At 72.6% G+C, this 21,401-nt stretch carries 21 protein-coding genes and 1 rRNA gene; 2 read left to right on the plus strand and 20 right to left on the minus strand.

What is annotated here, in order from left to right; all coding sequences use genetic code 11:
* The 6 genes from QQZ14_RS17970 to QQZ14_RS17995 all read right to left on the minus strand — a co-directional run bounded on the left by QQZ14_RS17970 (position 1) and on the right by QQZ14_RS17995 (position 4,273).
* Entirely contained in the window at positions 1 to 762 is a 762-nt protein-coding gene (locus tag QQZ14_RS17970) for a pseudouridine synthase (protein WP_284535756.1), read from the minus strand.
* Positions 759 to 1,532, minus strand: coding sequence for an SMC-Scp complex subunit ScpB (gene scpB, locus QQZ14_RS17975; RefSeq protein ID WP_342395245.1), 774 nt, complete (start codon positions 1,530 to 1,532; stop codon positions 759 to 761). The genes QQZ14_RS17970 and scpB overlap by 4 nt, the downstream gene beginning before the upstream one ends.
* Positions 1,465 to 2,385 carry a segregation and condensation protein A gene (locus tag QQZ14_RS17980; protein WP_284535757.1) on the minus strand — a complete coding sequence of 307 codons (921 nt, stop codon included), beginning with the start codon at positions 2,383 to 2,385 and terminating at the stop codon, positions 1,465 to 1,467. Before QQZ14_RS17980 ends, scpB begins: the two co-directional genes overlap by 68 nt.
* On the minus strand, positions 2,382 to 2,738 hold the full coding sequence (locus QQZ14_RS17985) for a hypothetical protein (RefSeq protein ID WP_284535758.1): 357 nt from the start codon (positions 2,736 to 2,738) through the stop codon (positions 2,382 to 2,384). The genes QQZ14_RS17980 and QQZ14_RS17985 overlap by 4 nt, the downstream gene beginning before the upstream one ends.
* Entirely contained in the window at positions 2,723 to 3,616 is an 894-nt protein-coding gene (locus QQZ14_RS17990) for a ParA family protein (RefSeq protein WP_284535759.1), read from the minus strand. The genes QQZ14_RS17985 and QQZ14_RS17990 overlap by 16 nt, the downstream gene beginning before the upstream one ends.
* Positions 3,617 to 3,949: 333 nt before the next feature.
* Positions 3,950 to 4,273 carry a GNAT family N-acetyltransferase gene (locus QQZ14_RS17995; protein WP_284535760.1) on the minus strand — a complete coding sequence of 108 codons (324 nt, stop codon included), beginning with the start codon at positions 4,271 to 4,273 and terminating at the stop codon, positions 3,950 to 3,952.
* Between the two features lie 23 nt (positions 4,274 to 4,296).
* Here QQZ14_RS17995 and QQZ14_RS18000 point away from each other — a divergent pair, with 23 nt between their 5' ends.
* Entirely contained in the window at positions 4,297 to 5,673 is a 1,377-nt protein-coding gene (locus tag QQZ14_RS18000; RefSeq protein ID WP_284535761.1) for a glycoside hydrolase family 26 protein, read from the plus strand.
* A gap of 12 nt (positions 5,674 to 5,685) precedes the next feature.
* Here the strand turns inward: QQZ14_RS18000 and QQZ14_RS18005 are convergent, their stop codons facing one another.
* The 12 genes from QQZ14_RS18005 to QQZ14_RS18060 all read right to left on the minus strand — a co-directional run bounded on the left by QQZ14_RS18005 (position 5,686) and on the right by QQZ14_RS18060 (position 19,573).
* Complete coding sequence (locus tag QQZ14_RS18005) at positions 5,686 to 8,211, minus strand: DEAD/DEAH box helicase (protein WP_284535762.1); 2,526 nt, start codon at positions 8,209 to 8,211, stop codon at positions 5,686 to 5,688.
* Between the two features lie 6 nt (positions 8,212 to 8,217).
* Positions 8,218 to 9,156 carry a site-specific tyrosine recombinase XerD gene (gene xerD / locus QQZ14_RS18010; RefSeq protein WP_284535763.1) on the minus strand — a complete coding sequence of 313 codons (939 nt, stop codon included), beginning with the start codon at positions 9,154 to 9,156 and terminating at the stop codon, positions 8,218 to 8,220.
* Between the two features lie 32 nt (positions 9,157 to 9,188).
* Positions 9,189 to 10,304: an alanine dehydrogenase gene (gene ald / locus QQZ14_RS18015; RefSeq protein WP_284535764.1), complete on the minus strand. Its 1,116-nt coding sequence runs from the start codon at positions 10,302 to 10,304 to the stop codon at positions 9,189 to 9,191.
* Positions 10,305 to 10,363: 59 nt separating this feature from the next.
* Positions 10,364 to 10,951, minus strand: a complete 588-nt coding sequence (locus QQZ14_RS18020) for an NUDIX domain-containing protein (protein WP_284535765.1) — start codon at positions 10,949 to 10,951, stop codon at positions 10,364 to 10,366.
* A gap of 2 nt (positions 10,952 to 10,953) precedes the next feature.
* Positions 10,954 to 12,663, minus strand: a complete 1,710-nt coding sequence (locus tag QQZ14_RS18025; protein ID WP_284535766.1) for a CTP synthase — start codon at positions 12,661 to 12,663, stop codon at positions 10,954 to 10,956.
* 11 nt (positions 12,664 to 12,674) lie between these two features.
* Complete coding sequence (locus QQZ14_RS18030; protein WP_284535767.1) at positions 12,675 to 13,541, minus strand: copper transporter; 867 nt, start codon at positions 13,539 to 13,541, stop codon at positions 12,675 to 12,677.
* A complete protein-coding gene (gene steA / locus QQZ14_RS18035; RefSeq protein WP_284535768.1) occupies positions 13,538 to 14,662 on the minus strand; it encodes a putative cytokinetic ring protein SteA in 1,125 nt (374 codons plus the stop codon). The genes QQZ14_RS18030 and steA overlap by 4 nt, the downstream gene beginning before the upstream one ends.
* A 117-nt stretch (positions 14,663 to 14,779) precedes the next feature.
* Positions 14,780 to 16,531, minus strand: a complete 1,752-nt coding sequence (gene recN, locus QQZ14_RS18040; RefSeq protein ID WP_284535769.1) for a DNA repair protein RecN — start codon at positions 16,529 to 16,531, stop codon at positions 14,780 to 14,782.
* Positions 16,524 to 17,498 carry an NAD kinase gene (locus QQZ14_RS18045; protein WP_284535791.1) on the minus strand — a complete coding sequence of 325 codons (975 nt, stop codon included), beginning with the start codon at positions 17,496 to 17,498 and terminating at the stop codon, positions 16,524 to 16,526. Before QQZ14_RS18045 ends, recN begins: the two co-directional genes overlap by 8 nt.
* Complete coding sequence (locus QQZ14_RS18050; RefSeq protein WP_284535770.1) at positions 17,498 to 18,337, minus strand: TlyA family RNA methyltransferase; 840 nt, start codon at positions 18,335 to 18,337, stop codon at positions 17,498 to 17,500. The genes QQZ14_RS18045 and QQZ14_RS18050 overlap by 1 nt, the downstream gene beginning before the upstream one ends.
* Positions 18,338 to 18,339: 2 nt before the next feature.
* A complete protein-coding gene (locus QQZ14_RS18055) occupies positions 18,340 to 18,561 on the minus strand; it encodes a hypothetical protein (protein WP_284535771.1) in 222 nt (73 codons plus the stop codon).
* 10 nt (positions 18,562 to 18,571) lie between these two features.
* Positions 18,572 to 19,573 (minus strand): HAD-IIA family hydrolase, encoded by a 1,002-nt coding sequence (locus QQZ14_RS18060; RefSeq protein ID WP_284535772.1) that lies wholly within the window; start codon positions 19,571 to 19,573, stop codon positions 18,572 to 18,574.
* A 47-nt stretch (positions 19,574 to 19,620) separates the two neighbouring features.
* On the opposite strand from QQZ14_RS18060, the gene QQZ14_RS18065 reads away from it, so the two are divergent.
* A complete protein-coding gene (locus QQZ14_RS18065; RefSeq protein ID WP_284535773.1) occupies positions 19,621 to 20,745 on the plus strand; it encodes a DUF1015 family protein in 1,125 nt (374 codons plus the stop codon).
* On the opposite strand, the gene QQZ14_RS18070 is transcribed toward QQZ14_RS18065, so the two are convergent.
* Positions 20,720 to 21,091 (minus strand): single-stranded DNA-binding protein, encoded by a 372-nt coding sequence (locus QQZ14_RS18070; RefSeq protein ID WP_284535774.1) that lies wholly within the window; start codon positions 21,089 to 21,091, stop codon positions 20,720 to 20,722. The two genes, QQZ14_RS18065 and QQZ14_RS18070, sit on opposite strands and share 26 nt — an antisense overlap.
* Positions 21,092 to 21,276: 185 nt before the next feature.
* Positions 21,277 to 21,393 (minus strand): 5S ribosomal RNA (gene rrf, locus QQZ14_RS18075).
* Between the last annotated feature and the right edge of the window lie 8 nt (positions 21,394 to 21,401).

A 21,401-nucleotide genomic window follows, 5' to 3' on the forward strand; every position in this document is an offset into this window, starting at 1 on the left:
TCAGAGCTGCGCGAGGTCCAGGAGCTCGCCGAGCTCGTCCAGCGTGAGCTCGCGCACCTCGCCGCTGCGCAGCCGGCCGAGCGTCACCGGGCCGATCGCGGTCCGGGTGAGCCGGCGGACCGGGTGGCCGACGTGGTCGAGGAGTCGCCGCACGATCCGGTTGCGGCCCTCGTGGATGACCAGCTCGACGATCGACTTGGACGCCGTCGCCTCGACGATCCGCGCCTTCGACACCGTCACCGGGCCGTCGTCGAGGGTCACCCCCTCCAGCAGCTGCTTGATCGTGCGCCGGAACACCTCGCCCTCGACCTCCGCGACGTAGGTCTTGTCGACCTCGTAGGACGGGTGGGCCATCCGGTGCGCGAAGTCGCCGTCGTTGGTGAGCAGCAGCAGCCCGGATGTGTCCGTGTCGAGGCGTCCCACGTGGAAGAGCCGCTCGGGGCGATCCGCGACCAGGTCGGACAACGTGCGCCGGCCCTCGGGGTCCGACATCGTCGAGACGACTCCTCGGGGCTTGTTGAGCACCAGGTAGACGAGCTCGGACACCGGCGGCAGCCGCTTGCCGTCGACCCGGATCACCGCGGTGCGGGGGTCGACCTTCGTCCCGAGCCGGGTGACCACCTCGCCGTCGACCTCGACCAGGCCCTCGAGCATCAGCTCCTCGCACTTGCGACGGGACGCGACTCCGGACTGGGCCAGCAGCTTCTGCAGCCGGACCTGGCCGTCCCCGTCGAGCTCGAGCCCGTCCACCACCTCGTTCACGTGGGCTCCGTCCCACCATCGGGCTCGGTGCCGTCGCCGCTGTGCGGCGAGTGCGGGTGCTCGTGCTCGTGCCCGGGCTCCGACGTGGGCTCGGGGGCGGGCTCGCTCGCCACGGGGGCGACCATCTCCGAGAGCTCCTCCTCGAGGTCGTCCATGTCCGGCAGGTACGGCGCGAGCTCGGGCAGGTCCTCGATCGAGGTGACCCCGATCCGCTCGAGGAAGTAGGTGGTCGTGCGGTAGAGGTTGGCTCCGGTCTCGTGGTCGTGACCGGCCTCCTCGACCAGGCCACGGGTCAGCAGCGTGCGCATCACCCCGTCGACGTTGACCCCGCGGATCGCCGAGACCCGCGCGCGGGAGACCGGCTGCTTGTAGGCCACGACCGCCAGCGTCTCCAGGGCGGCCTGGGTGAGCCGGGCCTGCTGACCCTCGAGCACGAAGGTCTCGACCACGGCCGCGTAGTCGTCGCGGGTGTAGTAGCGCCAGCCGCCACCGACGTTGCGCAGCTCGAAGCCCCGGCCCTGCTCGGTGTACTCCGCAGCCAGGGCGTCCAGTGCCTCGACGACCTCACCGACCGGGTAGCCGACCGCGGTCGCGAGCGTCATCGTGTCCATCGGCTGGTCGGCGACCATCAGGAGCGCCTCCAGCGACGGCCGGAGCGCGGCGACCGGGACCGCGAGGGTCTCCTCGACCTCGGCGACGCCGTCAGCCGCCATCTCGGGCCCCGTCTCCGCCGTCGTCTCGACGGTCGTCTCCGTGTTCGCCTCGGTCATCGATCTCTCCCTCCGGTACGTCGCTCGCCTCGGGAGGAGCGCCGTCGAACTCGTCGGTGATCAGCTCGTCGACGTCGGCGTCGTCCTCACCGGTCCACCGTACGGTCAGCTCGCCGAGCGGCGTCACCTGGTCGAACGCGACCGCGCCCTCACGGAACAGCTCGAGCAGCGACAGGAACCGGGCCACGGTGGTGAGCCGGTCCGGTGAGTCGCCGCAGAGCGCGCGGAACGTCATCGTGCCGTTGCGCCGGAGCCGGTCGATGACCAGGGCCGCCTGTTCCCGGACGCTGACCTTGTTGGCGTGGATGTGCTGGAGCGAGACCTCCAGGACGGGCTTGGGCTCGAGCGCCTTCGCGGCGAGCTGCGCGAACTGGTCGAGCCCGATGCCGATCAGCACCTCCGGTAGCAGCCCGGCGAACCTCTCCTCCAGCCCGACCGCGCGCGGGTGCCGCTTGGACTCGGCCGCGAGCCGGGTCGCGAGCACCGCGGCGACCTGCTTGAACGCGCGGTACTGCAGCAGCCGGGCGAAGAGCAGGTCGCGGGCCTCGAGCAGCGCGAGGTCCTCCTCGTCCTCGATGTCGCCCTGCGGCAGCAGCCGGGCGGCCTTGAGGTCGAGGAGGGTGGAGGCGACGAGCAGGAACGACGTGGTCTGCTCGAGGTCCCACTCCTGGCCGCCCACCTTGATGTGGGCGATGAACTCGTCGGTCACCGTCGAGAGCGACACCTCGGTGATGTCGAGCTTGTGCTTGGCGATCAGGTTCAGCAGCAGGTCGAAGGGGCCCTCGAAGTTGTCAAGACGCACCGCGAACGCCGGCGCCGCCTCGCCGCTGGTCTCCACGGACGCCGCGGTCATCCCTCGGTCAATCGTCGCACCAGCGCGCTGTCGTCGCCCTGCGCATCGAAGTCGGCGAGCACCAGCGCGATCGCCTCGCGGACGATCCGGCCGCGGTCGACCGCCAGGCCGTGGGAGCGGCGCAGCACCAGGCGGGCGTGCTCGAGGTCGAGCAGCTCGTCGGAGGTGACGTAGACCGTCATCTTCTCGTCGTGCCGGACCCGGCCGCTCGGCCTCTTCTTCCGGCCGGCGTCCTCCTCGGTCGCCTCGCCGGTGTCCGCCGCGGGCGCGTCCTGGGCCCGCCGGTCCTCCTCGGGGGGCGCGGTGGGGCGGAACAGGTCGTCGGCGGCGGGGAGGCTCACCCGTCGAGACACCGCGCGAGCACCTCCTTGGCGAGCTGGCGGTAGGAGTCGGCCCCGGCCGAGGTCGCGGCGTACGTCGTGATCGGCTCGCCGGCCACCGTGGAGTCGGAGAACTTCACGGTGCGCCGAATCACCGTGTGGAAGACCGTGTCTCCCCACGCCTGCACCAGGCGGTCCATGACCTCGCGGCTGTGCAGCGTGCGGCCGTCGTACATGGTGCCGAGCACGCCGTCGATCTCGAGCTTGGGGTTGAGCCGCTCGCGCACCTTGTCGATGGTGGTCTTGAGCAGCGCCACGCCGCGCAGGGCGAAGTACTCGCACTCGAGCGGCACGATCACGCCGTCGGAGGCGGTGAGCGCGTTGACCGTCAGCAGGCCCAGTGAGGGCTGGCAGTCGATGAGGATGATGTCGTACTTCTCGATCGCCGGGCCGAGGACGCGCTGCAGGGTCTGCTCGCGGGCCACCTCGTGCACCAGCTGGACCTCGGCGGCCGAGAGGTCGATGTTGGAGGGCAGCAGGTCCATGCCCGGCACGACCGTCGGGACGATCACGTCGTGGATGTCGACGTCCCGCTGCATGAGCAGGTTGTAGATCGTCAGGTCCATCTCGTGCGGGTTGAGACCCAGGCCGACCGAGAGCGAGCCCTGGGGGTCGAAGTCGACCAGCAGCACCTTGCGGCCGAGCTCGGCGAGCGACGCCCCGAGGTTGATCGTGGTGGTGGTCTTGCCGACACCGCCCTTCTGGTTGCACATCGACACGACGCGCGCGTGACCGTGGGTCGTCACCGGTCCCGGCTCGGGGATGTGCGGCAGCGGACGACCCGTCGGGCCGAGCACGACCGGCGCGTCGGCCTCGGCGGGCGGGCGCTCGAACGGCAGGGGTTCGGCCACGGGCGGGTCATCTCCGATTTCTGGTGCGAGGGCGTGGGTGGGGGCTGGGGGCCGGGCGATCGGCGGCATCGCACCGGCGGCGCTGCCGACTGGGCTGGACGTTCCTCCGAAGCTGCCGCTTGCCGTCATCCCCGCTCCTCACCGACTTGTCGACACGGCGACAAGTTGTCGACCCGCGGGCGACTCTAGGACCGGGCTCCGACAGCGACAACCCGAAGGGCGAAACCCCCAGGCCAGCAGGAGAATCTGTTGATGAGTTGTGCACTCGCCAGGCGGTGGCTGCACAGGCACGGGCCGCCTGTGCACAGACCTGTGGAGAGCCCGCGGCGAGGTTCAGCCGGTCGTCGAGGTCTCGGTGGTGCCCTCGGTGGTGCCGTACACGAGGTCGGTGTACTCGGGATGCTTGCCGATCCAGCCCTTGATGAAAGGGCACAGCGGCATCACCTTGCGCTCGCCGGCGGCGCGGACGTCGTTGAGCCCGAACCGGGCCAGCGCCGACCCCACGCCCTTGCCGCCGAACTCGTCGCCGACCTCGGTGTGGGTGAAGACCACGAGCTCGTCGGTGAGCTGGTACTCGGCGAATCCGGCCAGCTCGCCGTCGATGTGTGCCTCGTAGCGGCTCTGCTGAGGATTGTGCGAAGTCACGACGTCGGTCATGCCACCGACTCTAGACTGACGGTGTGCGCCCACGTGCGGCCGTCCTGGCCTGGCTGGCGGGGTTGCTCACGGGGGGACTGATCATCGCGTCCGGGGCGACCCCTGCCTCCGCGCGCCCGGCTCCACGCGAGCGGAGCAGCACCGTGACCGTGCGCCTGTCCCCTCCTGTCGTCACCGTCGGGGAGCCGAGCTCCCTGGTGGCGCAGCTCTCCCCCGCTCAGCGCGGACGCACGTTCACCGTGCAGCGGGTCGACGACGCCACCTGGACGGCGATCGCCACCGTGACCGGCGACGCCGCGGGCCGAGCCGTGGTGACCCTCGACACCAGCACCTCCGGCGCCCAGCAGCTGCGCGTGGTCGCCGAGGCGACCCGTGGCCTGCCGCGGAGGGCCTCGGCCCCGGTCACGCTCAGGGTCTACCCGGACGCCTCCTGCACGCCGAGGCCGGCGCTCGTCGACCCCGACGCCAGCGCGGCGGCCCGCTGCCTCGCCGCCCGCCTGGACCGGTGGCGGGCGGCCGGCCTGATGGGCCTCGGCCAGCAGCTGAACGTCTCCAACCGGGACTACCGCGGCCCGCTGGTCGCCCTCGGCGGACGTCGGGTCTCCGTCGTCGGCTTCGACCTCGAGGAGCTCGCGCAGGGCGAGACCTACCAGTTCCCCGAGCCGCCCCTCGACGCCCTGGTCGGGCTCGCCCAGCAGGGCGCCGTGCTCTCCGCGTCGTGGCACGTCACCAACCCGCACACGACCAGGTCGGCCTGGGACCGCAGCTGGACGTCCCTGGACGCCCTGCTGAGCACGACCACGTCCGAAGGGGCCCGGTTCTGGGCCGACTTCGACGCCAAGCTCGAGCTGCTCCGGCGCTTCCAGGACGCCGGCACCGCGGTGGTGCTCCGGCCCTTCCACGAGGCCAACGGCGGGTGGTTCTGGTGGGGCCGGCCCGACCCGGCGACGTACAAGGCACTCTGGTCGATGATGCAGCAGCGCGCCTGGGACGCCGGCGTGCACAACATCGTGTGGGCCTACTCCTTCGCGGCGAAGACCTGGTCCGGCATCCGCGCGCCGGAGACGCTGGTCCCGGCCAGGGTCGACGTGGCTGGCATCGACAGCTACGACCCCGAGGGGTCCTCGGCCGATCGGCATGACCGCCTCGACCTGACCGGGTATGCCGCCGTGGCGAAGCGTGTCCCGCGGATGGCCCTCACCGAAGTGGGCCCGGAGAACAGCGCCGCCGGTTCCTGGAACCCGGCCGTGATCACCCGCACCGCGCGCACGGTCACGCCGCGGCCGCTCTGGTCGATGCTGTGGTTCGACGACACCGCCGGCCTCAAGCAGATCAGCTCGCTGCACGGCGGCCTCACCTGGCTCGACTCCTGCCCCACGGCGCTCTGCTACCTGCGCTGATCCAGAGCCTGGTCATCCACCGAGGCGCCGCATCGAGGTCGTGCGCAGCACCAGCTCGCCGGCCTCGTCGGAGGCGTCCAGGTCGACCTCCGCCTCGACGACCCAGTCGTGGTGGCCCTCGGGGTCGTGCAGGGTCTGCGTGACCCGCCACGTGCGCCCCGCCTCCTCGACCTGCAGCAGCGACGGACCGCGGGCGTCCGAGTCGAGCAGCACCCGGTCGTGCTCGGCGTAGTACTCCTCGATCGCCGCGTCCCACGCCGAGCGGGTCATCACGACCTCGACGGGCGGCTCGGTGCGGTCGGCGGCCGCCCGCTCCATGGCCATCAGGCCGTCCAGGTCGTCGCGGGCGACGAGCTCGACCCGCCGGAACATCGCGTTGCGGATCATCACCCGGAACGCCCGGTCCTGCTTCGAGATCGGTCGGGGCGGTGGCGGCGGCTCGTGGTGAGCGACGTCCGAGCGCACGTGGGTGGGGTCGGCCAGCGCCTCCCACTCGTCGAGCAGCGAGGAGTCCGTCTGGCGCACGGTCTCCCCCAGCCACTCGATGAGGTCGCCGAGCTCGGGGGTGTGGTGCTGGTCGGGCACGGTCTGCCGCAGGGTCCGGTAGGCGTCGGTGAGGTAGCGCAGCACCAGCCCCTCGGAGCGGGCGAGCTGGTAGCGGCCGACGAAGTCGGTGAAGCTCATCCCCTGCTCGTACATCTCCCGCACGATCGACTTCGGCTGGAGCGCGTCCTCCCGCAGCCAGGGGTGCCGCTCCCGGTAGATCTCGTACGTCGCCTCCAGCAGCTCGGCGAGCGGCTGGGGCCAGGTGATCTCCTCGAGCAGCGCCATCCGCTCGTCGTACTCCAGCCCGTCGGCCTTCATCTCCGCGATGGCCTCACCGCGGGCGACGTGCTGCTGCTGGAACAGGATCTGCCGCGGGCCCTCGAGGACCGCCTCGACCACCGAGACGATGTCGAGCGTGTAGGTCTCCGCCTCCGGGTCGAGCACGTCGAGCGCGGCCAGCGCGAAGTGCGCGAGCGGCTGGTTGAGCGCGAAGTCGGGCGGCAGGTCGACGGTGAGCACGTACCGGCGGCCGAGCTCGTCCGGCTCCGCGAGCCGGGTCAGCGTGCCCGATCGCAGAAGCGAGCGCGCCAGCCGCACCGCCCGGCGAGCCAGCCGCAGCTGCTGGCGACGGTCCTCGTGGTTGTCCATCAGCAGCCGCCGCAGCACCGGGAATGCGTCCTCGTCCCGCGCCAGGACGTTGATCAGCATCGAGTTGTCGACCTTCATCCGCGACACCAGCGGCTCGGGCTCGCCCGCGACCAGCTTGTCGAAGGTCTGCTCGCTCCACACCACCGTGCCCTCGGGCGGCTTGCGCAGCTGGGCCCTGGAGTTCTTCTTGCCGGCGGCCTGCCGGGCGGCGACCTTCGCCTTCGCCTTCTCGTTCTCGATGACGTGCTCGGGCGCCTGCACGACGACGTACCCGGCGGTGTCGAAGCCGGCGCGCCCGGCGCGGCCCGCGATCTGGAGGAACTCCCGGGTCCGCAGGACCCGCTGCCGGCTGCCGTCGAACTTGGCGAGCCCGGAGAACAGCACGGTCCGGATCGGCACGTTGATGCCGACGCCCAGGGTGTCGGTGCCGCAGATGATCCGCAGCAGCCCGGCCTGGGCGAGCTGCTCCACCAGCCGGCGGTAGCGCGGCAGCATCCCGGCGTGGTGGACGCCGATGCCGCGGCGCAGCAGCTTGGCGAGCGTCTTGCCGAAGCCGGCGCCGAAGCGCACCCCGGCGAGCCGCTCGGCCAGGAGGTCGCGCTGCTCGCGCGGCGCGGCAGCCCACCCGGCGTTCAGCAGCGACGTCGCCTGCTCGACGGCGTCCTTCTGGGTGAAGTGCACGACGTAGACCGGCCCCTGGCCGGTGGTCACCAGCTCCTCGAGCGTCTCGATCAGCGGCGTCATCACCCAGCTGAACGTCAGCGGCACCGGGCGTACGGCGTCGTCGACCACGGTGGTCTCCCGCCCGTTGCGCCGGGTCAGGTCCGCGGCGATCTCGGACATGTCGCCCAGGGTCGCCGACATCAGCACGAACTGCGCCTGGGGCAGCTCCAGCAGCGGGACCTGCCAGGCCCAGCCGCGGTCGGGCTCGGCGTAGAAGTGGAACTCGTCCATCACCACCAGGCCGACGTCGGCTGCGGAGCCCTCGCGCAGGGCGATGTTGGCGAGCACCTCGGCGGTGCAGCAGATGATCGGCGCCTCCGGGTTGACCGAGGCGTCGCCGGTGAGCATGCCGACGTCCGCGGCCCCGAACTCCTCGACGAGCGCGAAGAACTTCTCGCTGACCAGCGCCTTGATGGGTGCGGTGTAGAACGACACCCGGTCCTCGGCGAGCGCCGCTCGGTGAGCCGCGGCGGCCACCAGCGACTTGCCCGAGCCCGTCGGCGTGGCCAGCACGACGTTGTCGCCGGCCAGCACCGCCAGGATCGCCTCCTCCTGGTGCGGGTAGAGCGTCAGTCCGCGGGCGGTCGCAGCGGCGGTGATCTCATCCAGAAGGTCGGTCAAGGGGTCTCAATCGCGAGCGCGTGGATGGGCGGTGGCGAAGACCTCGCGCAGGTTGTCCACCGTCACCAGCGTATAGACCTGGGTGGTGGTCACCGACGCGTGGCCGAGCAGCTCCTGCACGACGCGGACGTCGGCGCCGCCGTCGAGCAGGTGGGTGGCGAACGAGTGCCGCATCGTGTGGGGGGAGACGTCCCTGGTGACCCCGGCCCGGTCGGCGGCCTTGACCAGCACCGCCCAGGCCGACTGGCGCGAGAGCCGCCCGCCGCGGGCGTTGAGGAACAGCGCTCCCCCGGTGGAGCCGGTCGAGACCCCGGCCAGCTCCGGCCGGCCGCGCACCAGGTAGGCGTCCACGGCCTCGCGGGCGTACGACCCGACCGGGACGATCCGCTCCTTGCCGCCCTTGCCGCGCAGCAGCACGGTGCCGTCGACCATGTCGAGGTCGTCGACGTCGAGGCCGACCGCCTCCGAGATCCGGGCGCCGGTGCCGTAGAGCACCTCGAGCAACGCCCGGTCGCGCAGCGCCAGCGTCGTCCCGGGAGCCCCCGCCGCCTCGAGGATGGCCTCGACGTCCGCGAGCGGGAGCGCCTTCGGCAGCCGCTTGGCGGGGGTGGGGGGCTTGACCCCGCTCGCGGGGTCGCTCGACGCGAGGCCGTCGGCGACCGCGAACTTGTGGAAGCCCCGCACGGCCACCACGGTCCGCGCCGCCGAGGTGGAGGTCAGCGGCGGATGGTCGGCGTCCCCCTCGCGCAGCCGCATCAGGAACCCCGCCACGATGGCCTCCGTGACCTGGTCGAGCCCGTCGATGCCCCCCTCGGCGAGGTACTCCTGGTAGCGCCGCAGGTCGCGTCGGTACGACGTCAGGGTGTTCTTCGCGAGGCCGCGCTCAACCGACAGGTGGTCGAGGTAGGTCCGGACCGCGCGCCCGACCTCGGTGGGCCGAGTCACCGCGCCGTCGGTGGTCGAGCCTGTCGAGGCCACTACGCCAGGACGGAGTCCAGCGGGTCGGCCGCGATCCCCACCGCCTCGCCCACCGGAGCGTTGGTGAGCCGGCCGGCGTGGGTGTTGAGGCCGAGCGCCAGGCTGTGGTCGTCGCGGCTCGCCTGGCGCCAGCCCTTGTCGGCCAGCGCCATCACGTAGGGCAGGGTCGCGTTGGTGAGCGCGTAGGTCGAGGTGTTCGGCACCGCGCCCGGCATGTTCGCCACGCAGTAGAACGTCGAGCCGTGCACCTGGTAGGTCGGGTCTGCGTGCGTGGTCGCGTGGGTGTCCTCGAAGCACCCGCCCTGGTCGACGGCGATGTCGACGAGCACCGAGCCGGGCTTCATCCGGGACACGAGATCGTTGCTCACCAGCTTGGGCGCGGCCGCGCCGGGGATGAGCACGGCGCCGATGACCATGTCGGCCTCGGTCACCTGCTGCTCGATGGCGAGCTTGGACGACGCGAGTCCGTGGACACGGTTGTTGTAGCGCCAGAACGACATCCGCAGCTTGTCCAGGTCGGTGTCCAGGAGCGTCACGTCGGCACCCATGCCGAGCGCGATGTTCGCGGCGTTCTGGCCGGAGACACCGGCGCCGATGATCACGACCTTGGCGTTGGCGACGCCGCCCACACCGCCCATCAGCACGCCCCGGCCACCCTGCGCCTTCAGCAGCGAGTAGGCGCCGACCTGCGGCGCCAGGCAGCCGGCGACCTCGGACATCGGGTACAGCAGGGGCAGCCCGCCGGAGGGCAGCTGCACGGTCTCGTAGGCGATGCCGGTCACCCTGGTCTCGAGCAGCTTCTCGGTCAGCGGCTTGTCGGCGGCCAGGTGCAGGTAGGTGAACAGGGTGAGGCCCTCACGGAGGCGGTGGTACTCCTCGGCGACCGGCTCCTTGACCTTGAGCACCATCTCCCCCACACCCCACGCCGCGTCGGCGTCCGGCACGATCTGCGCACCGGCGGCGACGTACTCCTCGTCGTGGATCGAGGACCCCTCGCCGGCGCCGCGCTCGATGAAGACCTCGTGGCCGTGCGCGGTCAGCTCGTGCACGCCGATCGGCGTGATCGCCACCCGGTACTCGTGGTTCTTGACTTCCTTGGGGACACCGACCTTCATCCGCGTGCATCCTCCTGCTCGGGTCTCGCCGCCACGACGTTGTGACGGCCACGCCGACACTATCCGGCCAGGCCCCTCGCGCGGGCCAGCAGCACGGCACCGGCGAGGTGCGCGTCGGCGAGCCGGCCGGACGCGACCGCACTGTGCAGCTCGGCGAACGGGACCCAGCCGAGCTCCATCTCGGCCTCCTCGTGCTCGGGGGTGAAGTCGCCGCGCCCGACCTCACGGAGGTCGCGGGCCAGGAAGAAGTGGCACTGCTCGGAGGAGAAGCCCGGGGAGGAGTACGTCGAGGCCAGGTGGGTCCACTCCGCGGCCTCGAGGCCGGCCTCCTCGGCCAGCTCGCGGCGGGCGACCTCGGCAGCATCCTCACCCTCCACGTCACACAGACCAGCGGGGAGCTGCACCAGCGTGCGGCCGACCGCGTGCCGGTACTGCCACAGGCACAGCACCCGCTCCTGGTCGTCCACGGCCAGCACGATCGCGGCCCCGGGGTGCTCGACGACGAGCCGCGTGAACGGCTCCTCCTCCGGGTGGCCCGGCCGGCGCACCCGGTCCTCTCGGACCTTCACCACCCAGCCGCCCCCGTCGTAGGGGTAGCTGCTGTCGTCGATCGGCCACCGCTCGTGGCCGTCGGCGAGCTCGGGCATCCCTACTCCTCGTCCTCGTCCGGCTCGCGGCGCAGCCCTGACTCGTCGATCGGGAAGCGCAGCTCGCGCTGCCGCTCGATCGCGGCACCGACCAGGCCCGCGAACAGCGGGTGCGGCCGGGTCGGGCGCGACCGGAGTTCGGGGTGGGCCTGGGTCGCGACGTAGTAGGGGTGCACCTCGCGAGGGAGCTCGACGAACTCGACGAGGTTGTTGTCCGGGGAGGTGCCGGAGAAGACCAGGCCGGCCTCCTCGAGCTGGCCGCGGTAGCCGTTGTTGACCTCGTAGCGGTGCCGGTGCCGCTCCTCGATCAGCGGGCTGCCGTAGGCCTCGCGGGCGATCGAGCCGTCCTTGAGCGCCGCCGGGTAGAGCCCGAGCCGCATGGTCCCACCGAGGTCGCCCGCACCCTCGACGTATGCCTTCTGCTCGGCCATCGTCGCGATGACCGGCTCGGGCGTGTCGGGGTCGAACTCGGTCGAGCCGGCCTTCTCCAGGCCGAGCACGCTGCGGGAGTACTCGATCACCATGCACTGCAGGCCAAGGCACAGACCGAGGGTCGGGATGCCGTGGGTGCGGGCGTAGGTGAGCGCACCGAGCTTGCCCTCGATGCCGCGCACGCCGAAGCCACCCGGGACGCAGATCGCGTCGACGTCCTGGAGGTTGCGGGCCGCGCCGGCCGGGGTCTGGCACTCGTCGGAGGCGATCCACCGGAGCTGGACCTTCGCCTCGTGGGCGAAGCCGCCGGCGCGCAGCGCCTCGGCGACGGAGAGGTAGGCGTCGGGGAGGTCGACGTACTTGCCGACCAGCGCCACGGTCACCTCCTCCTTGGGGTGGTGCACCCGGCGCAGCAGGTCGTCCCACACCGTCCAGTCGACGTCGCGGAAGGGCAGGTCGAGACGGCGGACCAGGTAGGCGTCGAGGCCCTCACGGTGCAGGACCTTGGGGATGTCGTAGATCGAGGGCGCGTCGGCAGCGGTGACCACGGCCTCCTGGTCGACGTCGCACATCAGCGAGATCTTCTTCTTGATCGACGGCGGCAGCTCGCGGTCGGCCCGGCACACGATCGCGTCGGGCTGGATGCCGACCTGGCGCAGCGCCGCCACCGAGTGCTGGGTGGGCTTGGTCTTCAGCTCGCCCGACGGGCCGATGTAGGGCACCAGGGAGACGTGCAGGAAGAAGCAGTTGTCGCGGCCGATGTCGTGGCGCACCTGGCGGGCGGCCTCGAGAAAGGGCAGCGACTCGATGTCGCCGACGGTGCCGCCGACCTCGGTGATCACCACGTCCACCCGCTGGCCGTCGACCTGGGTCGCGCCCATGGCGAGGATCCGGTCCTTGATCTCGTTGGTGATGTGCGGGATCACCTGCACGGTGTCGCCGAGGTAGTCGCCGCGGCGCTCCTTGGCGATCACGTTGGAGTAGACCTGGCCGGTGGTGACGTTGGCGATCTGGCTCAGGTCAGTGTCGAGGAACCGCTCGTAGTGCCCGATGTCCAGATCGGTCTCGGCGCCGTCGTTGGTGACGAAGACCTCCCCGTGCTGGAACGGGTTCATGGTCCCGGGGTCGACGTTGAGGTAGGGGTCGAGCTTCTGCATCGTGACGCGCAGACCACGCGATCGCAGGAGGCTGCCGAGGCTGGACGCCGTCAGGCCCTTCCCGAGCGAGGAGGCGACGCCTCCGGTCACGAACACGTGCTTGGTCGGCGTCGCTTGGTTCACGGAGTTCTATCCTACTTGAGAGGAACGGCTCCGTCGGACCCCGACGCTCCGAAAGCACCGCCTTTGACCGAGATCGAGCGGATCAGGGCCAGCACGGTGGTCACCTGGCCGAGCGGTGTGTCGGCCCCGTCGACGGTCGCGACCTTGTCGGCCGCAGGCTCCGAGCGCAACGCGGCGAGGTCACCCGAGCCGGCCGCAGCGGCGGCGTCTCCGGCAACGACGACGCCCGACGCCTTCGCGGAGAGGCCGGCGACCAGGCCCGACAGGATGGCCGGGTTGGTCGACGTCCCGAGCACCACCAGCACGATCGGCGCCCGCATCGCGTCCTCGGGAGACGTGAGCAGCTCGGCGCCGGCCAGGCTCTGGCGCACCGAGAGCGCGTCCTCCGAGGGCAGGTCGGTGGTCGCGGTCGCGAGCCCGACGAGCTGGCCCAGACGGACGTACGTCGAGGCGTCGGAGGTGACCGCGCCGGACCCGAGCTGGGTCATCAGCTGGCTGCCGAGGGTGTCGACCAGCGACTTCTCCTCGGGGTCGGTCAGCGCCGGGAGCACGTCGTAGGTGCCGGCGATCTCGCCGCCGGCGGCCTCCACCTGAGCGCCGAGCGCGCTCACGACGTCACCCGATGCGCCGGGCAGCGTCACGACCGAGACCGAGTGATCGCGCAGGCCGCCGTCGTACAGCGCAGCGGCGCTCGCGGCGGCGAACTCGTCGCCGAACGACGCCCCGGACGTCGCCGCTCGCTGCTGGCGAGTGGTGGCGGACGCGGGCCGGTCGTCGCGACCGAGCTCGCTCAACGGTCCCCCGCCGAGCGCGACCCCGACCGCGAGGGCCAGGAACACGGCGACGAGGGAGACGATGTGGTGACGGTAGGAGATCACGGGAGCAGTCCTTGCAGGGTGTCGGCCAGGGTGTCGGCCCACTCCTGGCCCACCGGCGTGACGCCGATCGCGGCACCGAGCGCGACGAGCCCGGACAGCATGACCAGGAGCAGGTGCCGGGGGCGGACCCGCCCGGCGTAGAGCAGGGGTACGGCGGTGGCGTCGACGAGACGGGGACCGACCTTCAGACGGGTCAGGTAGGTGCTGGCGAGCCCGGCGCGCTGACGGTCGAGGAAGTCCTCGAGGGTCGCGTGCATCCCGACCCCGACGATGATGGACGCCTCGGCGGCCTCGGCGAGGATCAGCGCCGCGTCCTCGGGCGTGGCAGCGGACTCGAAGCGCAGCGGGCGCACCCCGAGCCGCTCGAGCTGCTCGGCGGCCCCGCGCCCGTCTCCGCGGTCGGTGCGGACCACCACGTCGCGAGCGGCCTTGAGGGCCTTCGCGCCCGGGGTGTCCGCGTCGCCGGCGTGAGCGTCCACGACGATCACGTCGGGTCGCAGGCCGGCCTCGCGCAGGGAGTCCGCCGCACGGCCCACGGCGATCAGCACCGGGTGCTGCTCGCGCACGAACGTCCGCACCAGTCGCAGCTCGCGCTCGTGGTCGTGACCGTGGACCACCACGACGACGGACCGCCCGGCGACCCGGGTGGCGAGCCGGGGTACGCCGAGCCCGTGCAGCAGCAGGTCCTGCTCACGGCGCAGGAACTCGGTGGTGTTGTGGGTGAAGGTCTCCAGCTGGGTCCCCAGCCCGCCGCGGGCGGCGTCCAGCTCCGCGGCGACGACCTCGGCGTCCACGACCCGCCCCGTCGCCACCGGACGGTCCTCGACGAGGACGGTGCCGTCGTGGACCCGGACCGGGACCCCGTCACCGATCGAGGCCAGGCCCTCGGCGCCGATGCCGTCGACGACCGGGATGCCGGCGGTCACCAGGACCGACGGCCCCAGGTTGGGGAACCGCCCCGAGATCATCGGCGCGGCGTTGACGACCGCACGGACCCCGGCATCGACCAGGGCCTGGGCGCTCGCTCGGTCCAGGTCGACGTGGTCGATCACCGCGACGTCGCCGGGGCGCAGGCGGCGCAGCAGCGATCCGGTCCGGCGGTCGACTCTGGCGGTGCCCACGACGCCCGGATGGTCGTGGGCGGGACGTTGACGTACAGGCATCCTCATGACCGCGTCCATGCTGCCAGCCGAGGTCCGGCGGACGGCGCACCGCGGGTCGCCGGGCGCGTCGGGTCGTCAGCGGGCGGCCCTGGCCTCCTGGGCGACGTCGAGGAGCTCGCGGGCGTGGGCCAGCGCCGACTCGGAGTCGGCGAGCCCGGCGAGCATCCGGGACAGCTCGCGCTCGCGCTGCTCCTCGTCGAGGACGGTGAGCCCGGAGCTGGTGACGGTCCCGTCGGAGGACTTCTCGACCACGACGTGGCGGTCGGCGTACGCCGCGACCTGGGGCAGGTGGGTGACCACGAGCACCTGGGCCGTCCGCGCGAGCTCGGCCAGGCGGCGGCCGACCTCGACGGCGGCCGCGCCACCGACGCCCGCGTCGACCTCGTCGAACACGAACGTCGGGACGGGGCTGGTGCCGGCGAGTGCCACCTCGAGGGCCAGCATCACCCGTGAGAGCTCACCCCCGGATGCGCCCTTGCCGAGCGGCCGCGGCTCGGAGCCGGTGTTGGCGGCCAGCAGCAGCTCCACCTCGTCGGCACCGGACGCCGTGAAGCGCAGCCAGCGACCGTCGACGAGCAGCGGACCGTGGGTGCCGGGGGCCGGCTCGTCCACCTCGTGCTGGCGCACCTCCACGGTGAGCCGGGCGTGCGGCATCGCCAGCAGCGTGAGCTCGGCGGTGACCTCGTCGGCGAGCCGGGTCGCGGCCTCCGTCCGGGCCGCGGAGAGCGCGGCGGCGGCGGTGGCCAGGTCACGGCGCAGCTCGCCTTGCCGAGCGCGCAGCTCCTCGATCCGCTCGTCGGTGTGATCGAGGTCCAGCAGCCTGGTCGCGGAGCGCTCGGACCAGGCGAGGACGTCGTCGATGGTGTCGCCGTACTTGCGGGTCAGCGCGGTGAGCGCCGCGCGCCGCTCGGAGACCGCGGCGAGCCGGGCCGGGTCGGTGTCGATGCGCGCGGCGTAGGACGCCACGTCGGCGGCCAGGTCGGACAGCAGGTAGGTGAGCTCCGCGAGCCGGTCGGCCAGCTCGCCCGCCTCGGGATCGTGCTCGCGGACGCCGTCGAGGAGGGTGCGGGCCGCCGAGGTGGTCGCGAGCGCATCGGGGTCGCCCTGCTCGCTGGACAGTGCCTCCCGGGCCTGCTCGGCGGCGGTGCGGAGCGTGTCGGAGTAGCCGAGCCGCGACTCCTCGGCAGCCAGGGACGCATCCTCGCCCGGCTCGGGGGCGACCGCCTCGATCTCGCCGAGCCCGAAGCGGAGCAGGTCGGCCTCCTGGGCCCGCTCGCGGGCGCTCGCCACCACCTCGTCGAGCTCGCGCTCCGTGGCCTCGAGCCGGCGGTAGAGGTCGGCGTAGGTCGCGAGCAGCTCGGCGATCGTCTCGCCGCCGAACCGGTCGAGTGCCTCGCGCTGGGCGCGGGCCCGGAGCAGCCGGTGCTGGTCGGACTGGCCGTGGACGGCCACGAGGGGCTCCGCCAGGTCGGCGAGCACCGACACCGGCACCGAGGCGCCACCCACGAACGCACGCGAGCGCCCCTCGGCCGACACGTTGCGCGCCAGCACCACCCGATCGTCCTCGACCTCTCCTCCGGCGCCGTCGACCGCGGCTGCGAAGCCCGCCAGGCCACCGACCCGCACGACGCCCTCGACCCGTGCCGTCTTGGCGCCGGTACGCACCGCCCCGCTGTCCGCTCGGCCACCCAGGAGCAGACCCAGGGCGGTCACGATCATGGTCTTGCCGGCCCCGGTCTCGCCGGTGATGACGGTCAGGCCCGGTCCGAGCTCGAGCGTCGAGGACTCGATGACGCCGAGGGAGCCGATCCGGATCTCCTCAAGCATGCGGCCCCATCCCCGACTCGGGGCCGGTCTCCTCGGCGATCCGGCGACGACGCTCGGCGGAGCCGCGCCAGCCGGTGACCGGGAGGCCGAACTTCGCGACCAGGCGGTCGGTGAACGGCGCCTGGTGGAGCCGGACCAGCCGGACCGGCTGCGCCCCCCTCCGGACCTCGATCCGCGCCCCGGGCGGCAGGTCGACCGTCCGGCGGCCGTCGCACCACAGCACGCCGGCGCCGTCGGTGCGGGCCAGGACCTCGACCGCGAGCACGGACGTCGGGGCGACGACGAGCGGCCGAGCGAACAGCGCGTGGGCGCTGATCGGGACCATGAGCAGCGCCTCGACACCGGGCCACACGATCGGCCCACCGGCGCTGAAGTTGTAGGCGGTGGATCCGGTCGGGGTGGCACAGACGACCCCGTCGCAGCCCCAGCGCGACAGCGGGCGACCGTCGATCTCGACGACCACCTCGAGCATCCGCTCTCGAGCGGCCTTCTCGACGCTTGCCTCGTTGAGCGCCCAGGTGCGGGCGATGACCTCGCCGTCGACGAGCACGGTCACGTCGAGGGTGAGCCGGTCCTCGGTGGTGTAGCGGCGCCGTGCGACGGCGTCGATCGTCGACTCGAGGTCGTCGTACTCCGCCTCGGCCAGGAAGCCGACGTGGCCGAGGTTGATGCCCAGCACGGGCGCTCCGGAGTCGTGGGTGATCTCCGCGGCGCGCAGGATCGTGCCGTCACCGCCCACGACCACCGCGAGCTCGCAGCCGGCGCTCGCGTCCCCCTCGGTGACGACCTCGATCAGCTCCGCGTCGGTGTCGAGACCGAGCTCGACGGCGTCGTTGGCGAGCACGCGGACCACCAGGCCGTGGGCGGTGAGCGCCTTGGCGAAGGCCCGCGCCACGTCACGGGCGTCGTCGCGCCCGGTGTGGGCGAGCAGCAGCACGCGGCGCGGCTGCGAGCTGTCGGCGGTCATCACGGGTCCACCCTCTCACCCGGCGCCCCCGACGGCGCGGCGGCGCGGACCACCGTGTGGATGGCCTCGTCGTCGAGCACGGCGGGACCGCGGCGCAGCCACAGGAAGAACTCGACGTTCCCCGACGGACCGGGCAATGGGCTGATCGCCACCATCCGGGCACCCCAGCCGCGAGACGCCGCGGCCGCGGCCACACCGGCCACGGCCTCGGCGCGCAGCGCCGGGTCGCGCACGACACCGCCCTTGCCCACCCGCTCCCGGCCGACCTCGAACTGCGGCTTGACCATCAGCGCCAGGTCGCCGTCCGGCTCGGTGACCCCGGTCAATGCGTCGAGCACCAGCCCGAGGGAGATGAAGGAGAGGTCGCCGACGACCAGGTCGACGCCTCCGCCGATCGTCTCGGGCACCAGGTCGCGCACGTTGACCCGGTCGTGGACCGTGACCCGCTCGTCCTGCTGCAGGCGCCACGCCAGTTGGCCGTACCCGACGTCGACGGCGACGACCTCGCGCGCCCCGTGGCGCAGCAGCACGTCCGTGAACCCGCCCGTGGACGCTCCGGCGTCCAGGCACCGGCGGCCCTCGACGACGAGCCCGGCCGGCTCGAAGACGGCCAGCGCACCGGCGAGCTTGTGACCGCCACGCGACACGTAGTCGGGCCGGTCCGGGTCGGTGGCCACCACGATGGCCACATCGGTGGTGACGCCGGTCGCGGCCTTGGTGGCCACGGACCCGGCCACCTTGACCCGGCGCAGCTCGATCAGCTCGCTGGCGTGCTCGCGGGAACGGGCCAGCCCACGGCGGACCAGCTCGGCGTCGAGGCGGAGTCGGCGGGGCGGCACGGTCAGGCAGGCCCGGCCGGGTCGGCCGGTCGGTCGAGCGCGCGTCGGAGCTGGTCGTGGGCGGCCTCGAACACGCCCACGTGCTCCTCGATCGGACGGTCCTCGAGCTCCTCGACCGCGGCGATCACCTCGTCGACGTCCGCCATCCCGGTGCGCACGCGCTCGGGCTCCGGCGGCACCTGCTCCGGCTCGTCGGGTCCGGGGAAGTCCGGGTCCTCGCTCATGTCCCCGAGGCTACCGCGCAGGTGCCTCGACGCCCGACAGGCCGACCGGTTCCCCGGACCGGTCGAGGTGGTCCCACGCGGCGACCGCCACGACCCGCCACCAGTCGGCGCGCTCGCCGGTGCCGGTGACCCGCAGGGCTCCGCCGGAGACGACCGCGTGCCACCCGCCGTGGACGAACCCGCCGCCCTCGGCGGTCGCGGGCGCCGCCTGCGCCTCCAGGAGTCCGGCGAGGTCAGGAGCGAGGTACGTCGGGCGCAGCCCGGCCGACGCCGCCACGAGCTCGGCCAGCCCGGTGACACCGGTGAGCACCAGGAGCGAGTCGATGTCCGCCCGCCGGGCGCCCTCGATGTCCGTGTCGAGACGGTCGCCGACCATGAGCGGCCGCCGCCCGCCGACGCGCCGCACCGTCTCGTCGAGCAGGGGACGCGCGGGCTTCCCGGCCACGGTGGGCTCCACGCCGGTGAAGCGCCGGAGCATGTCGACCTGCACGCCGTGGCCGGGTGCGACTCCGAACGACGCCGGGAAGGTCAGGTCGGTGTTGCTCGCCACCCACGGAAGCCCGTCGCGGATCCGCACCGCCGCCCGCATCAGCTCGCTCCAGCGGACGTCGGGTCCGTAGCCCGTGATCACGGCCACGCCCTCGTCCTCGACGCCGACCGGGACGAGCCCCGCGGCGTGGGCCGCATCCCGCACCCCGTCCGCTCCGACGCACACCACGCGGGCGCCGCCACCGAACCGGTCCACGACGAGCCGGGCTGCGGCCTGGGCCGAGGTGACGACGTCGTCCTCGCCGGCCTCCACCCCGAGCTCGCGGAGGTGCTCGGCGACCACCCGGGGGGTGCGGGACGCGTTGTTGGTGACGAACGCCAACCGCATCCCGGCCGCACGCGCGGAGGCCAGGTGCGCGGGCGCACCCGGCACGGCGTCACCGCCGACGTACACGACCCCGTCCAGATCGAGCATGGCCAGGTCGTAGGCCCGGCACAGGACCTCGTCCGACGAGCCGAGCACGCGTACCTCCTCGGGGACCGGTGGTGGTGGCACCCTACGATGCTTCGATGGACATCGGCGCGGTGGTCACCCCACCTCACAGCGCCGGGCCCCTGAGGCTGTTGCCGTTCCGCGGGCTGACGCTCGCCCCGCGCCGGATCGGCGACGCCTCCTCGATCCGGGCCTTCACCCGACCGTACCGCTCCGTGGCCGAGCGGCTCGAGCGCTGGGAGCGTCGCGGGCAGGTCAGCCACGACCCCATGTCCGCGGTCTACCTGCACGAGTACACCGCGGGCGGCATCACCGTCCGCGGCCTCGTCGGTGCACTGGATCTCTCCCGCCGCTCCACCACGAGGGCCGACGTCGCGGTGTTCCCCCACGAGGGCGTCCATCCCGCGCAGGTCGAGGAGCTCGCCGCCCGGATGGCCGAGATGCAGGTCAACCCGGCACCGATCCTGCTCGTCCACCGGGGTTCGGCCGAGACCCGGCAGCTGGTCGCCCAGGTGCAGGAGCGACCGACCCATCTCGAGTTCGAGGACCGGGCCCACCAACAGCACCGGATCTGGGCTGTGCGGGACCTCGAGGAGCTCCGCCGGATCGACGCCGCTCTGAGCACGACCCGCGCGCTGATCGCCGACGGACACCATCGCTACGCGGCCTACCTGCGGATGCAGCAGCTGCGACCGGAGCCGGCCGCAGGAGCCGGGCTGGCGATGCTGGTCGACCAGGACGACACCCCCCTGTTCCTCGGGGCCATCCATCGGCTGTTCGCCGGCACCACTCTCGCCGGGCTGAAGGACGCCGCGAGCAGGGTCGGGACGCGTCTCGAGCCCACCGACCGACGCCGCGGAGTCGCCGCGCTGGGCCCGGACACCCTCGTCGCGACCGACGGGTCGGCCTGGGCCACGCTCCGCCCCCGGCTCGGGACCGACCGGGCGGTGGTCGAGTGGGTCCACCAGGACCTCGTGCCCGCGCTGACGCGGACGCCGACGAGCACGACCTACCTGCACGCGGTCGACGCGGCGCTGGACGCCGTGAGCCGCCGTCGCGGGGTCGCACTGCTCATGCCCGCGCCGGAGTTCGGCCAGGTGCTGCGGATCGCCGCAGAGGAGCGACTGCTGCCCGAGAAGGCCACGTCGTTCCAGCCCAAGCCCAGTGTCGGGGTGCTCATCCGCTCCCTGCGCGACCGATGACGCGTCCCGAGCTCATCTCGACCTCGACCCGAGACGCGGCACCGCCCGCCGCCCGGAAGAACCGCCGGCGCAGCGAGCCGGACACCTCCACCACGTCGTCGGCTGCCCAGGTGCTCACCGAACGCCGGGCACGCGGGGACCAGGCGGCGCACTCGAGTGCGTCCACGCTCTGTCGCGACCGGCTCTGCACCGCTCGCGGGACCACCACCCGGAACGTCCATACCGAGTCGCCGCTCGGGAGCACCCGTTCTTCGGGTTGCTGAGAGACCCGCCCGACCAGCCGTACCTCGTTGGCGATGGCGCGGTCGGTGTCTCGCGTCGTGCGTGCCGTCTTGTGTGCCGTCATCGACATCACCTCCAGCCCACACCCTCGCGCCGCGGACCGACAGCGACGGCGACGGGCCGGCAAACCTGGGGAGGACTCGGTCGGCGGCATCACGGTGGACGACAAGTGGCGTAGATCGACCGTCTCACCGACCTAGGAAATGCGAACAGGGCCACCCCGAAGGGGGTGGCCCTGTTCGAAAGAATGTCCGGCGGCGTCCTACTCTCCCACAGCCTCTCGGTTGCAGTACCATCGGCGCTGAAAGGCTTAACTTCCGGGTTCGGGATGGGACCGGGTGTTTCCCTTTCGCTATGGCCGCCGTAACTCTTGC

Source organism: Nocardioides sp. T2.26MG-1 (assembly GCF_950101795.1).
In the GTDB taxonomy this organism is placed as follows: Bacteria; Actinomycetota; Actinomycetes; order Propionibacteriales; family Nocardioidaceae; genus Nocardioides.